We start from the raw sequence: 13,858 nt of genomic DNA, 5'->3' as shown, positions 1-13,858 counted from the left end.
GGTTAACGCCCGTGGCTGCGGTCATATCCGTTGGCTGCGGGCTGCTGCCATGTGTCCAGTGCCCCCTGTGCGGGACGCAGGATGTCGATTTGTAGCGGATAGCAGGCGGCGGTGTCGCTGGAGTGTTCGCTGCTACAGTCGCCCCCTGGACAGGCGCTGAGTACCCCCAGAAGATCAATTTCCGCGAAGAACTCGATGTAGTCGCCGGGGCGGACGGGGCTGGCCTTCATAAAATACTGGCCGGTGTCGCGGGTAAAGCCTGTGCACATAAAGACATTCAGCACATCGTGGACGTGGGGCTCGGCCTCGGCCAAGGACAGGCCCGAGCGGTCCGACAGTGCGCGCGTCAGGTTCGAATGGCAGCAGTGGTGATATTGCCCGCCGGACAGCAGGTTATGCGTGTAGGGATCGCAGCGGGTTCCGATCACGTCGTGGACCGAACCGCCGTATTCGTCGATCCCGTACCAGCCCAGTGTGTCGTGGGTTACCGTCGCCATGGGACGCAGGTGCGGCAGGTTCGACCACAAGCGGTCGCCAGTTGTGACGTGAGCGCCATGAAGCGCGCGAGTTTTGCCGCTGAAGAACCGCTCGGACAGATCATGGGCGTTCCACAGGTTCAGGTCCCCGACCTGAGGGCCTGTGACAGATGTGATCCGGAAGAAGTGCCCCGCGGTGACAGTGAAACTGGCCGCATCCCGCGCAGGGGCGAGTACCGTTTCGATGACTTCTGCCCCGTTCCGCGCCGCTTCATAGATCGCCATATTCGGCTGGGGCAGCGTGTCGGTCGGGTAGCAGATCACCGGCTTGATCGCGCGGCGAGCCTCGGCATCGGCGGGGGCGTTGCACATGGGGTCTTCTCCTGTCTTGCGGCCGCAAGAAAGCCACAGGATCCGCGCAGGAGGAAGCCCCAATCCGTGGGAGCCGGGCAATATGGCAGGGTTAGTTGTCGAGCTCGGGTTTCAAGCAGACTTGAGGGGGCTTCTGGGGATCGCCCCAAGTCTCGGCCCCGCAACTGACGCAGTGGTAGTAGCGCTGGCCGCCCCGATCCTTGCGACGGTTCTCGCGCCAACGGCAGTTGCGCGTTTGGCGGTTCGAGAAGATCAGCACCAGCACAAAGGCAATGATCAATCCAACAGCGACAATCATACGGAGGCTCCTCTGGGGATCGTGCGCCTAGACCTAAAAGCCTGCGCTGGAAAAGCAAACCCCGTGCAAGGAGGAGGGTCCTGCACGGGGCTGCGAGGTCGCAAATTACGCGGCCTCGAAATATTCCGCGTAGTCGGTGTTCGCGGCTTCTTCCTCGAACGCAGTCGGGGCCGGAGCAGCCAACTCGGCTTCGGGAGTGTAGTAACCGAACATTTGCTCGAGAGCTTCGTCGGCAGGGGAACGTTTAACTTCCAACATGTGAGCACCTTTTGAACTAGGTAGCTCCTCCCTGCCCGTTGATATGATCCTCTTTTTTCCGAAGAACACCCCTACACCTTTGCAGGTGCAGCATATCCTTTAGAACTGTGTCGCAAACGCAACGCGCCGCTACCCAGTATTGGGTAACGGCGCGCTAACATTGCTAGATCTGGTGTGATCAGTAGGCCCGATCGACCATCATTTTCTTGATCGACGCAATCGCCTTCGCGGGGTTCAGACCCTTGGGGCAAGTTTTCGCGCAGTTCATAATGGTGTGGCAGCGGTACAGCTTGAAGGGGTCTTCGAGGTTGTCCAGACGCTCGCCGGTCGCTTCGTCGCGGCTGTCGATCAGCCAACGGTAGGCGTGCAGCAGCGCTGCTGGCCCGAGGTAACGATCGCCGTTCCACCAGTAGCTGGGGCAGCTGGTCGAGCAGCAGGCGCACATCACACACTCATAAAGGCCGTCCAGCTTCTCGCGGTCTTCGATCGACTGCTTCCACTCTTTGGCAGGTGTGTTTGTCTTGGTTTCAAGCCAAGGCATGATGCTGGCGTGCTGCGCGTAGAAGTGCGTCAGGTCGGGGATCAGGTCGCGGACCACGGGCATGTGGGGCAGCGGGTAGATCTTGATGTCGCCTTTGACTTCGTCAGTGCCATAGATACAGGCCAGCGTGTTAATGCCGTCGATGTTCATAGCGCACGAACCACAGATGCCTTCGCGGCACGAGCGGCGGAAGGCAAGCGTGGGGTCCATCTCGTTCTTGATCTTGATCAGAACGTCCAGAATCATCGGACCACAGGTATCCATATCGACAAAGTAGGTATCGACGCTGGGGTTTTTGCCGTCATCAGGGTTCCAGCGATAAATCTGCACGGTACGCAGGTTCGTCGCGCCCTCGGGCTTGGGCCAGGTTTTGCCTGTGGTGATACGGCTATTCTTGGGCAGAGCCAATTCAACCATGGGTCTCTCCTCTCAGAGAAGCTGTTTCGCGATACAATCGTTGGCGCGAGGCGCCTTGATCAGGTCCAGAATGCGGAGCGTCTGCTGTTCGCCGATCGCCCCACCCGTCTGGGCAAAGTTTGAAATATCCGCGGCGGGGGCTGTCTGGATCACACAAGAGGTGACCACATCAACCTGCGCCGCAGGAATATAGTTTGCAACCACCGGACGGACAGCCTGATAGGCATCCATCCGGTCAGCCGGTGCAGGAGCCTGCGAGACAGGCGCTTGCGATCCGCAAGCTGCCAGCCCCAGCAGCAATCCGGCAGGAAGACCCGCCCGATATGCCCCCGCAAGACCCATCAGAAGGTACGTGCCTTGGGCGCGATCTTCTTGATCTCGATGCCGCCTTGGTCCTCGGTGGTCAGAGGATCTGTGATGATCGGACGGTAGGACAGATCGACCTTGTTGCCATCGACGCGGCTGACGGTGTGCACACGCCAGTTTTCATCGTCACGCTCCGAGTAATCCTCGTGCGCGTGGGCGCCGCGGGATTCATGACGGGCTTCGGCACCGTAGATGGTGGCCAGCGCGTTCGGCATCAGGTTGGTCAGTTCCAGCGATTCCATCAGGTCGGTGTTCCAGACAAGGCTGCGGTCGGTGACCTTCAGGTCGCCCATCTTGCCCGCGATCGCGGTCATGTCCTCGACACCCTGCTTCATGGTCTCGGCGGTACGGAAGACGGCAGCGTCACGCTGCATGGTCTTCTGCATTTCCAGACGCAGTTCTGCGGTTGGGGTGCCACCTTGTGCGTTGCGGATACCGTCGAAGCGATCGAAGCACTTCTCGACCTGAGCCACGTTGGTCGCGGGGATCGATGCGTCCTTGTCCACCACAGCACCTGCACGGATTGCGGCGGCACGGCCAAAGACCACGAGGTCGATCAGCGAGTTCGAGCCCAGACGGTTCGCACCGTGTACCGAGGCACAGCCCGCTTCGCCCACAGCCATCAGGCCGGGAACAACAGCAGTTGGGTCTTCGGCGGTCGGGTTCAGTACTTCACCCCAGTAGTTGGTGGGAATGCCGCCCATGTTGTAGTGCACGGTCGGGATAACGGGGATCGGCTCTTTGGTGACGTCAACGCCAGCAAAGATACGTGCCGACTCCGAAATACCGGGCAGACGCAGGTGAAGGGCTTCTGCGGGCAGGTGCGACAGGTTCAGGTGGATGTGGTCGCCTTCGGCGCCAACACCGCGACCTTCGCGGATTTCCATGGTCATACAGCGGGACACATAGTCACGCGGCGCGAGGTCTTTGTAGTTCGGAGCATAACGCTCCATGAACCGCTCGCCTTCGCTGTTGGTCAGGTAACCGCCTTCGCCGCGTGCACCCTCGGTGATCAGACAGCCTGCGCCGTAGATACCGGTGGGGTGGAACTGAACGAATTCCATGTCCTGCAGGGCCAGACCCGCGCGGGCCACCATACCGCCACCGTCACCGGTGCAGGTGTGCGCCGAAGTCGCGCTGAAGTAGGCACGGCCGTAACCGCCTGTCGCCAGAACAACCATCTTCGCGTTGAAGACGTGCATGGTGCCGTCGTCCAGCTTCCAGCAGACAACGCCGGTGCAAACGCCATCGTCGGACATGATCAGGTCCAGCGCGAAGTATTCGATGTAGAATTCCGCGTTGTTTTTGACCGACTGGCCGTACAGGGTGTGCAGGATCGCGTGACCGGTCCGGTCAGCAGCCGCACAGGTGCGCTGTACGGGCGGGCCTTCGCCGAACTCGGTGGTGTGACCACCAAATGGACGCTGGTAGATCTTGCCTTCTTCGGTACGGCTGAAGGGCACACCATAGTGCTCCAGTTCGTACACAGCGGCGGGTGCTTCGCGTGCGAGGTATTCCATCGCGTCGGTGTCACCGAGCCAGTCCGAGCCCTTAACAGTGTCGTACATGTGCCATTGCCAGCTGTCGGGACCCATGTTCCCCAGCGAAGCAGCAATACCGCCCTGCGCCGCAACAGTGTGCGAGCGGGTCGGGAAAACCTTGGTCACACAAGCGGTGCGCAGGCCCTGTTCGGCCATGCCAAGGGTTGCACGCAGGCCAGCGCCACCAGCGCCAACCACCACCACGTCATAATCGTGGGTTTCGTATTCGTATGCAGCCATCTGCGCCTCTCTGACTTAAAGTGCGATGCGGATGATCGAGAAGATGCCGGTTGCCGCAGCGGCGTAGCACAGGCAGTTCATAGCGATGATCGAGTACTGGCCGGCAGCACCGTGAACGTAGTCTTCGATCAGGACCTGAAAACCGTTATTAAAGTGCATGAAACCAACACCAAGGGTCAGGATCGCAATGATCGCGGGGAACGGATGCTGGTAGTACGCAACCATTTCCTCGTAGCTGCTGCCCAGTGCCGGACCAAATGTGAAAACAAACAGGGGCACGAGGATCAGGAGACCAATCGAGCTGACCTTCATGTTCCAGAAATGTGCGACGCCCGACTTTGCCGAGCCCATGCCAGTCGCGCGCTTGCGGGGGGTAAGATATGCCATCTGACGCTCTCCTCTTATGCGATCAGCATGATGATCCAAGTCAGCACAGTCAGTGCGACGGATCCGATGATGACCAGCCAGCTCAGGCTTTCGGCAGTTTTGATGTCCAGAGCGATGACCTGATCCCAGATCAGGTGACGGACGCCTGCCAGCGTGTGGTACCACAGACCCAGTACGGACAGCGCCATAACCAGATCGCCAAACCAGCTGGTGATCACAGCGTTGGCAAAGTCGTAATATTCAGGGCCCGACGCGGCCGCCAGAAACCACCAAACGGTCATCAGTGCTGCAACCAGCAGGGCGTTTCCGGTGATACGGGTCAGGATCGACGTAATCGCAGTAATCGGCAAGCGATAGATCGTCAGGTGCGGTGAGAGCGGGCGGTTGCCCCGATTCACATCAGCCATAAGTCTTCCTTTCGGTTGCGCAGCCGACTCCCAGGTGGCCGCGGTGCCTCGGGCAGATTGATAGCCGATTTTCGCGATCTGTCACGGCTCCAACGTGCCGCAGGGCAGCATTTTATCGTGTTTCCGACATATTTTTTTCAAACGTGATCACACCGTTAACAAGTGTGATCACGTTTTAGCGTTAACAGGGAATCAGAACCCAGTAGTCCAGATCCAAGAGTACTTCACTCAGGTATTTGCCGTTCTCACCCTTCAGGTTGAACGGTTCGCCGCCCTTTGTCGCAACTAGACGCAGACGCAATGCGCCAACGCCGGGTGCACTGGTTTCGGCCTTATCCAGCACTTCGGTCCAGCACTTCACCGTGTCGCCAGCAAAGCACGGGTTGGCATGTGCGCCGCCGTTGATGCCCGCGATCATTTGCGCGTTGGCCAGACCGTTGAACGACAATGCCCGCGCCATAGAGATTACGTGACCGCCGTAAATCAAGCGCTTGCCGTCTTCGCGGAAGGTCGCGTCGAAGTGCACCTTGGCGGTGTTCTGCCAGAGACGCGTGGCCAGCATATGCTCGGCTTCTTCGATGGTGACACCGTCCACGTGGTCGATCTTTTCGCCCACTTGGTAGTCGGCCCAGCGATGCGCCTCGCCAGCCAACGTGAAGTCATAGTTGGTGAAATCCAGACCTTCGGGGATCACCAGATCCTCGACCGACAGAACCTTTTTCAGGTCAGGCACAACAGCTTCGGGCGCAGGTGCGGTCACGTCGCGTTTACGGACCATCACCCAGCGGACATATTCCATGACCACTTCGTCGTTCTGGTTCAGGCCTTGGGTGCGCACATAGACCACACCGGTCTTGCCGTTCGAGTTCTCTTTGACGCCAATCACTTCGCTGCGCGAACGCAGGGTGTCGCCCTCATAAACAGGTTTCAGGAAGCGGCCCTCGGCGTAGCCAAGGTTCGCCACCGCGTTCAGCGACACGTCGGGCACGGTTTTGCCGAAAACGGTGTGGAATGCGATTAGATCATCCATCGGCGATTTGGGCAGACCGCTGGCCTGCGCAAAGGCGTCCGACGAATACAGCGCATGACGGGCAGGATAGAGCGCATGGTACAGCGCCCGCTCCCCGCCCGAGACCGTCCGCGGAACCGCGTGGTCAATCACTTGGCCCACTGCATAATCTTCAAAGAAACGTCCCGCGTTGGTCTTGCTCATGTCATTGCTCTCCGAGTTTCATGCCGGGGGTGTACTCACCCTCGATCTCTTTGGTGACCGCCTGACCGCAGCGCATTTTCCCTGCCGCATGATCAAACGAATAAGTCGGGTTGCCATGCAACTCCCAGCCCTTGGACAGGGCCAGAGTCACCTTGTGGCAAAAGTCCGAGGTGTCGTCCTCGGTCAAAAAACGATAGATTTTGCTCATCAGTCTTATCCTTGTGGGAAGGGCGAGACGCCCAAGGCCATATGAATGCCAGTGATCACGCCGAACGCAACCAAGGTGATGACCACCAAAAGGATGTCCTTTTTGGCAGAGCCCTTCTCGGGGCGCTCCCACTCGGGCTCGGCGCGGTTGATCAACATGACCTGCAAACCGGCCCACAGCAGCATCCCGCCAAACAGGATGATCGAGGCCAGATCCCCGTTTACAAGCAAATGCGCCACCGCCCAAATTTTCACCGAGATCAGCATCGGGTGACGGGTCCAGCCACGCAGGCGGCCCTTGGTGTGCGCCGTGCCGAAGACAAACACCGCAACCAGCATCAGCAGATTGTTCAGGTGCACGGTCCATGCGGGCGGATACCAGACGTTGATAAACGCGGCATTCCGGTATCCAACGATCATCAAGGCAAGGCCCAGAACGATCAGCAGGGTAGACAGACCTTTGGCCTTCTGCCCCATTTGTTCATGGATGGCGGGTAGAATTCGCTTGTAATAGTGGCCCCCTGCCCAGAGCAGGAGACCGAGGATAAGGATAAGCATTCTGGCTTACTCCGCGGCTAGAGCTTCAATTGCCTCCGCTTGTGCCAGAATTTTCTTTGCAGTGACAATGTGAAGGTTCTCGACGATCTTGCCGTCGACCACCGCAACACCCTGCCCTTCGGCTTCTGCCTGTTCAAACGCCGCAATCTGGCGTTTGGCCAGATCAACCTCGGCCTCGGATGGAGCAAACGCTTCGTTGCAAACAGCAACTTGCGCGGGGTGGATCAGAGTTTTTCCATCAAAACCCATGTCACGGCCCTGCTCGCATTCGTTCTTCAGGCCTTCGTCATCTTTGAACGCGTTATAAACTCCATCCACGATGATCACGCCGTTGGCCTTAGCGGCCAGAAGGCACAGTTGCAGGCTGGTGATCAGTGGCAGACGATCCGCGCGGAAGCGCATGTTCAGCTCTTTGGCCAGATCGTTGGTACCCATAATGAAGCCCTTGAGCTGCGGGTGCGCAGCGATTGCGTTGGCGTTCAACATGCCAGCGCAAGTCTCCATCATCGCCCACAGGGGCTTGTCACCGACCAATGCAGCCAGTGCATCCAGCTGCGCAGGGCCGTCCACTTTGGGCAGCAGCACCGCGTCACAGTTCATCTCTGCGACGGCGCGGGCGTCATCCTCGCCCCACTCAGTGTCCAGACCATTGATGCGGACAACCTTCAGACGGTTGCCGTAATCGCCCTCGGCCAAAGCAGTCTTTAGGGTGTCGCGTGCGCCGACCTTTTCGTCGATCGCGACCGCGTCTTCGAGGTCAAAGATAATCGCGTCGACAGGCAAGGTCTTTGCCTTCTCCAGAGCGCGCTCTTTGGAGCCGGGGATGTATAGTACCGAGCGGGTGGGCCGTGTGGTCGCGTCCATCGCTATTCTCCTCGCAATAAAGTTGCGCGGATGAATGCATTTCCGACCGACTATTTCAAGCCCAATCTTGCCGCAACGCAGAATACTTTAGGACAATGCATCAAAGATCAGTTTGGCGCCGGTCAGGGTAAGCGCAACATATGTGAAAACGAAAAAGGGCTTCTCGGGCACGAGCTTGTGTGCCTTCACCCCCAAGTAGACGCCGAGCACCGCAAATGGCGCAAGCATCAAATCAGCTAGAAAGGTCTGCTTGGTAAAGATTCCCAAAGCTGCATAGGGAATGAACTTCATCAAATTGATGGCCCAAAAAACGATAATCGTCGTTGCTTGGAATGTGGTTTTGTCCATGCCCTGACGTAGCAAGTAGACGGCCACCGGCGGGCCGCCTGCATGGCTGACAAAGCTTGTGAACCCTGCCATCACACCCGAAAAAGCGCCCCATCCTGCCCCCAAAGGCGCGCCTGAAACCGTAAGCCAACCCCGCGCCCGCGCAATCGCCCATACAACGAATGCGATAGAGATTCCGCCGATCAACAGTCGAAAGACATCCGGATTCGCAAGGTCATACAGAAAGGCCCCCAGCGCTACACCGGGCACTGCGCCGATAATGATCCGCAACGCATCGCGGCTGTTCCAACGCTTCCAATAGGGGCGCAGCGAAAACACATCCATCAGCATCAAGAGCGGCAGCATAATCCCCAGCGCAATGCCCGGTTCCAGCAGCAAAGCCAGAATCGAAGCAGAGGCAAAAGACGCCCCCGATCCGAAGCCCGCCTTTGTTATTCCAGCAAAAATCACGGCCGGGATCGTGATCGCAAAGAAGACGAGGCTAAAATCGATCACGAAAGTTCCTTTCAAAAAAGCGCATACAAATAGGGCTTTAGCATAGGGTTAGCGTTCACATAAGCCGCTGATTTCCCTGCGCCGCGTCGCAGCACACTTGCGCGGACGCAAACAAAGCACTACCCAAAAGCCCAATTTCAACCGACCCGGAGATGAAATCCATGGCTCGACCCAAGATTGCCCTTATCGGCGCAGGTCAGATCGGCGGCACCCTTGCACACCTGGCAGCAATGAAAGAACTCGGCGACGTCGTTCTGTTCGACATCGCTGAAGGCACCCCTCAGGGCAAGGCGCTCGACCTCGCAGAATCCGGCCCCGTTGCTGGCTTTGACGCCGCACTGAAGGGCACTCAGGACTACGCCGACATCGCTGGCGCAGACGTTTGCATCGTAACCGCAGGTGTTCCCCGCAAGCCCGGCATGAGCCGCGACGACCTGCTGGGAATCAACCTGAAGGTGATGAAATCGGTTGGCGAAGGCATCAAAGCCCACGCGCCCGACGCATTCGTCATCTGCATCACCAACCCGCTCGACGCGATGGTTTGGGCTCTGCAGCAGTTCTCGGGACTGCCCGCGAACAAAGTTTGCGGCATGGCTGGCGTTCTGGACTCCGCACGCTTCCGTCACTTCCTGTCGCTGGAGTTCAACGTCTCCATGCGCGACGTGACCGCGTTCGTTCTGGGTGGCCACGGCGACACCATGGTTCCGCTGACCCGCTACTCGACCGTAGCCGGTATTCCTCTGCCCGATCTGGTCGACATGGGCTGGACCACTGCAGAGAAACTGGAAGCCATCGTTCAGCGCACCCGTGATGGCGGCGCAGAAATCGTGAAGTACTTGGGCAACGGTTCGGCGTTCTACGCACCGGCGACCTCGGCGATTGAAATGGCTGAAGCCTACCTGAAAGACCAGAAGCGTCTGCTGCCCTGCGCGGCTTACGTTGATGGCGCGTTCGGCCTCGAAGGCTTCTACGTTGGCGTTCCCACCATCATCGGTGAAAACGGCATCGAGAAAGTCGTCGACATCAAGCTGTCCAAAGACGAGCAGGCCATGTTCGACAAGTCGGTCGACGCGGTCAAAGGCCTCGTTGCTGCATGTAAAGAAATCGACCCCTCGCTGGCATAATCGCCACGAATGTCTGAGTTTTTGGAACGCGCGCCCTCACCGGCGCGCGTTTTTCATTTCAGCCTGTCCAGCAGATCACCCGCGCGTTCTCGGAGCAGCGCGTCGAATCCATCGACCGACAAATCTGGAGTGTAACCCAGTTGCGCCGCGATTTGCTCGGCCGGTTCAAAAGGCGCATCCACAAACATATCCCGCGCTTCAAGCCGAGCGCGTAGGCCGCCATCTGTAACTTTGAGCCGGTTATGGAATTGCAAAAGGCGCGCGTGTGATTGGGAGCGCCGAAGCGCCATCAAGACCTGTTCACGCCGATGCCCCCCAAGCATGCCCTCGACCACCTCTCGCGGCAGGTGCGCATAGCGCAGCACCTTTAGCATCCAATGCAGGGGCGTCATGCCGTCGAAGTGCAGCAAAGCAATCTCGGGGACATAGTCCCCAAGCAGCCGCCGCTCGCCCTCGCGCGGGGAATGGATGCCAATCCGCCAATCCTTGCCCGTGGGGACCAAAGCCTTGCCAACCGAGTGGCCTGTCAACCCTTTGGTCAGAAAGGGGGTGGCGCGCCAGAACGTGTTCTGGTCATCCTTCAATTTACCGACATACGGGAGCCGAAACCCGCCCTCGAACAAACTTTGCGGGGCGCTAGACGTCAAATATGTGCGTTCCCACGGAGGAATCCGCAGAAACCGGCCCTTCCTTGCGTATTCGGCGACCAATTGACCGATCGGGCGCTCTGGCATCAGGAATTCGTCGGCATCCAGATGGATCATCCAATCGGTTTTCGTCCGGCGATAGGTATCAGTCGCGTTCACACCTTGGCGACGGGTCTGACGTGTGCCCGTCGGGCTGACAGTCATTCGGTCCCAATAGGCGTCGTCACATCGGATCACGTTGACCCGGTCAACTACCTCCAGTTGATCGGCCACTGAATCCTCTGGGTCGTCAAGGTAGACATGCACCTCTGTCGCCCCAAGGGACAGATGCCACCCCACATTGGCCATAACCAAGGGTGCAGGCTCCTTGACCGTCATCACAACCGACCAACTTATGTTAGCGCCGGACCTCATGCGAATCTTTGTGCAACACCGCAAAGACTTGTGATCACACCCTCAAAACCTGTGATCACAAAAGGCAGAAATATGCCGATTTTCAAGCCTGTCACGCAAAAACTCCTTAATACGCTCATCGCATAGGCGTATATGTACACCGAATTTCAGCAAGATGGGACAGGTCCATGAACATTCACGAATATCAGGCCAAAGCACTGCTGCGCGAATACGGCGCACCGGTCAGCGACGGCCGCGTCGTGCTCAAGGCCGAAGACGCTAAAACCGCTGCTGGTGAGCTTGACGGCCCCCTTTGGGTTGTAAAAGCACAGATCCACGCTGGTGGTCGCGGCAAAGGCACTTTCAAAGAAGCTGACGCTGGTGAAAAGGGCGGTGTTCGCCTGGCCAAGTCGGTTGAAGAAGCAGCCGAAGAAGCCAAAAAGATGCTCGGCCGCACGCTGGTCACCCACCAGACTGGCCCCGCCGGCAAGCAGGTGAACCGCATCTACATCGAAGATGGCTCGGACATCAGCCGCGAACTGTACCTCGCGCTGCTGGTTGACCGCGTCACCAGCCGCATCTCGTTCGTTTGCTCGACCGAAGGCGGCATGGACATCGAGGAAGTCGCCGCGTCGACCCCCGAAAAGATCCTGTCCTTCTCTGTTGATCCCGCAACCGGCTACCAGCCCTACCACGGCCGCCGCATCGCATTTGCGCTGGGTCTGGAAGGCGCACAGGTCAAGCAGTGCGTTAAATTGATGAGCCAACTCTACACCGCCTTCGTCGAGAAGGACATGGAGATGCTGGAAATCAACCCGCTGATCGTCATGGAAGATGGCAACCTCAAGGTGCTGGACGCCAAGCTGGGCTTTGACGGCAACGCTGTCTACCGCCACGCGGACGTTGCAGCCCTGCGCGACGAAACAGAAGAAGACCCCAAAGAGCTGGCAGCGTCGAAATACGACCTGAACTACATCGCTCTGGACGGCGAAATCGGCTGCATGGTGAACGGTGCGGGTCTGGCGATGGCCACCATGGACATCATCAAACTCTACGGCGCAGAGCCTGCGAACTTCCTCGACGTTGGTGGCGGCGCCACCAAAGAGAAAGTGACCGAAGCCTTCAAGATCATCACCTCGGATCCGAACGTAAAAGGTATCTTGGTGAACATCTTTGGCGGAATTATGCGCTGCGACGTCATCGCAGAAGGCGTAATTGCAGCTGTAAAAGAGGTTGGCCTGCAAGTTCCGCTGGTCGTTCGCCTCGAAGGTACTAACGTCGAAAAGGGTAAAGAGATTATTAATACCTCTGGTCTCGACGTGATTGCCGCTGACAACCTTAGCGATGGCGCGGAGAAGATCGTTAAAGCAGTGAAAGGTTAAGTATGCGTTTTTTGGTTCTGGTTGGCTGTGTTTTTGTTTCGGCCTGTGTGAATTTCAATGCCCCGGAGCATCCGGCAAATGAAACTCAACGGAAAGATTTCATCGGGTATGACTTGGGCGATCGCCCAGCGCCTCTGGCAGGTATCCCCGCTGACGCAGCCCCTGGACCAATCGCATCGCGCGCAAGTGGCCCGATGTCGTGCCCCACAGACCTTCTGCTGGTTTACACGCCGAACGGCCGAGCCTGCGCACCTAGATAACCTTTCGCGGTTTGTAGGGTAACGAGTGTGTATCAGTCCTGATCCGGCCAGTTGGCCGGCACCATATGGTCAGGACGCGGTACCGCTCTACCCGACGCGAAAACAAACAAGGTTCGGGATCTCATCCGAACCGGTTCGTAGAAAAATTTAGGAGCCAAGAACATGGCAGTCCTCATCGACGAAAACACCAAGGTAATCTGTCAGGGCCTCACCGGGTCGCAGGGTACCTTCCACACTGAACAGGCCATCGCCTACGGCACCAAGATGGTCGGCGGTGTGACCCCCGGCAAAGGCGGCCAGACCCATCTGGACCTGCCCGTTTTCAACTCGGTTCACGAAGCCAAGCACGTCACCGAAGCGAACGCGACCGTGATCTACGTGCCCCCGCCGTTCGCAGCGGACTCGATCCTCGAGGCCATCGACGCGGAAATGGAACTGATCGTCTGCATCACCGAGGGCATCCCTGTCCTCGACATGATGAAGGTGAAGCGCGCGCTGATCGACAGCAAGTCGCGTCTGATCGGCCCCAACTGCCCCGGCGTCATCACTCCCGACGCATGTAAGATCGGCATTATGCCCGGCCACATCCACAAGCGTGGCTCGGTCGGCGTTGTATCGCGTTCGGGCACCCTGACCTACGAAGCAGTGAAACAGACTGCAGACATCGGTCTGGGCCAGTCGACCGCAGTCGGTATCGGCGGCGACCCGATCAAGGGCACCGAGCACATCGACGTGCTGGACATGTTCTTGGACGATCCCGAAACCCAGTCGATCATCATGATCGGTGAGATCGGTGGTTCGGCAGAAGAAGAAGCTGCTGAATTCCTGGCCGAGCAGAAGAAGAAAGGCCGTTGGAAGCCCGTTGCTGGCTTCATCGCAGGCCGCACTGCTCCTCCGGGCCGCCGCATGGGTCACGCCGGCGCGATCGTCGCGGGCGGCAAAGGTGGCGCAGAAGACAAGATCGAAGCCATGAAGTCGGCAGGCATCGTCGTTGCGGACAGCCCCGCAACCCTCGGCGAAGCTGTGCTCAAGGCAATCGGCTAACCCATTTGCTGACCCTGCCC

Annotated in this window: 17 protein-coding genes; 3 read left to right on the top strand and 14 right to left on the bottom strand. The window is 58.5% G+C overall.

The annotated features are described in order from the left end of the window. Nucleotides 1–2: 2 nt before the first annotated feature. The 13 genes from N4A58_RS19010 to N4A58_RS18950 form a co-directional block, all read right to left on the bottom strand. Complete coding sequence (locus N4A58_RS19010) at nucleotides 3–848, bottom strand: DUF1989 domain-containing protein (RefSeq protein ID WP_293712696.1); 846 nt, start codon at nucleotides 846–848, stop codon at nucleotides 3–5. Between the two features lie 91 nt (nucleotides 849–939). Then, complete coding sequence (locus N4A58_RS19005) at nucleotides 940–1,146, bottom strand: hypothetical protein (protein ID WP_293712695.1); 207 nt, start codon at nucleotides 1,144–1,146, stop codon at nucleotides 940–942. Between the two features lie 105 nt (nucleotides 1,147–1,251). Next, nucleotides 1,252–1,404 (bottom strand): hypothetical protein, encoded by a 153-nt coding sequence (locus tag N4A58_RS19000; protein WP_293712694.1) that lies wholly within the window; start codon nucleotides 1,402–1,404, stop codon nucleotides 1,252–1,254. A gap of 178 nt (nucleotides 1,405–1,582) precedes the next feature. Continuing rightward, complete coding sequence (locus N4A58_RS18995) at nucleotides 1,583–2,362, bottom strand: succinate dehydrogenase iron-sulfur subunit (RefSeq protein ID WP_072707842.1); 780 nt, start codon at nucleotides 2,360–2,362, stop codon at nucleotides 1,583–1,585. 12 nt (nucleotides 2,363–2,374) lie between these two features. Beyond that, a complete protein-coding gene (locus N4A58_RS18990; RefSeq protein ID WP_293712692.1) occupies nucleotides 2,375–2,704 on the bottom strand; it encodes a hypothetical protein in 330 nt (109 codons plus the stop codon). Beyond that, entirely contained in the window at nucleotides 2,704–4,509 is a 1,806-nt protein-coding gene (sdhA, locus tag N4A58_RS18985; protein ID WP_293712690.1) for a succinate dehydrogenase flavoprotein subunit, read from the bottom strand. Before sdhA ends, N4A58_RS18990 begins: the two co-directional genes overlap by 1 nt. A gap of 15 nt (nucleotides 4,510–4,524) precedes the next feature. Further along, nucleotides 4,525–4,896, bottom strand: a complete 372-nt coding sequence (sdhD, locus tag N4A58_RS18980; protein ID WP_293712688.1) for a succinate dehydrogenase, hydrophobic membrane anchor protein — start codon at nucleotides 4,894–4,896, stop codon at nucleotides 4,525–4,527. Nucleotides 4,897–4,910: 14 nt separating this feature from the next. Then, a complete protein-coding gene (gene sdhC, locus N4A58_RS18975; RefSeq protein WP_072707849.1) occupies nucleotides 4,911–5,303 on the bottom strand; it encodes a succinate dehydrogenase, cytochrome b556 subunit in 393 nt (130 codons plus the stop codon). Between the two features lie 181 nt (nucleotides 5,304–5,484). Then, on the bottom strand, nucleotides 5,485–6,516 hold the full coding sequence (locus N4A58_RS18970) for a MaoC family dehydratase (protein ID WP_293712686.1): 1,032 nt from the start codon (nucleotides 6,514–6,516) through the stop codon (nucleotides 5,485–5,487). Between the two features lies 1 nt (nucleotide 6,517). Then, nucleotides 6,518–6,724: a DUF1737 domain-containing protein gene (locus N4A58_RS18965; protein WP_176852968.1), complete on the bottom strand. Its 207-nt coding sequence runs from the start codon at nucleotides 6,722–6,724 to the stop codon at nucleotides 6,518–6,520. A 5-nt stretch (nucleotides 6,725–6,729) separates the two neighbouring features. Beyond that, nucleotides 6,730–7,281: an NnrU family protein gene (locus N4A58_RS18960; protein WP_293712682.1), complete on the bottom strand. Its 552-nt coding sequence runs from the start codon at nucleotides 7,279–7,281 to the stop codon at nucleotides 6,730–6,732. A 6-nt stretch (nucleotides 7,282–7,287) separates the two neighbouring features. Next, nucleotides 7,288–8,145, bottom strand: coding sequence for a CoA ester lyase (locus tag N4A58_RS18955; RefSeq protein ID WP_293712680.1), 858 nt, complete (start codon nucleotides 8,143–8,145; stop codon nucleotides 7,288–7,290). Nucleotides 8,146–8,232: 87 nt separating this feature from the next. Continuing rightward, a complete protein-coding gene (locus N4A58_RS18950) occupies nucleotides 8,233–8,988 on the bottom strand; it encodes a sulfite exporter TauE/SafE family protein (RefSeq protein WP_293712678.1) in 756 nt (251 codons plus the stop codon). 161 nt (nucleotides 8,989–9,149) lie between these two features. Between N4A58_RS18950 and mdh the strand changes: the two genes are divergently transcribed. Then, on the top strand, nucleotides 9,150–10,112 hold the full coding sequence (gene mdh / locus N4A58_RS18945) for a malate dehydrogenase (RefSeq protein ID WP_072708096.1): 963 nt from the start codon (nucleotides 9,150–9,152) through the stop codon (nucleotides 10,110–10,112). Nucleotides 10,113–10,165: 53 nt separating this feature from the next. Here the strand turns inward: mdh and N4A58_RS18940 are convergent, their stop codons facing one another. Beyond that, entirely contained in the window at nucleotides 10,166–11,137 is a 972-nt protein-coding gene (locus N4A58_RS18940) for a glycosyltransferase family 2 protein (protein ID WP_293712676.1), read from the bottom strand. Between the two features lie 203 nt (nucleotides 11,138–11,340). Here N4A58_RS18940 and sucC point away from each other — a divergent pair, with 203 nt between their 5' ends. Continuing rightward, a complete protein-coding gene (gene sucC / locus N4A58_RS18935) occupies nucleotides 11,341–12,534 on the top strand; it encodes an ADP-forming succinate--CoA ligase subunit beta (RefSeq protein ID WP_293712674.1) in 1,194 nt (397 codons plus the stop codon). Between the two features lie 422 nt (nucleotides 12,535–12,956). Then, the gene (gene sucD / locus N4A58_RS18930; protein WP_072707867.1) at nucleotides 12,957–13,838 is read left to right on the top strand and encodes a succinate--CoA ligase subunit alpha; all 882 of its coding nucleotides are present in this window, start codon (nucleotides 12,957–12,959) and stop codon (nucleotides 13,836–13,838) included. Nucleotides 13,839–13,858 lie beyond the last annotated feature (20 nt).

The sequence above is a fragment of the Donghicola sp. genome, assembly GCF_025210255.1.
GTDB lineage: Bacteria > Pseudomonadota > Alphaproteobacteria > Rhodobacterales > Rhodobacteraceae > Donghicola > Donghicola eburneus.
The sequence above is the reverse complement of the archived record's forward strand: the minus strand, read 5'-3'. Positions and strand labels throughout refer to the sequence as shown.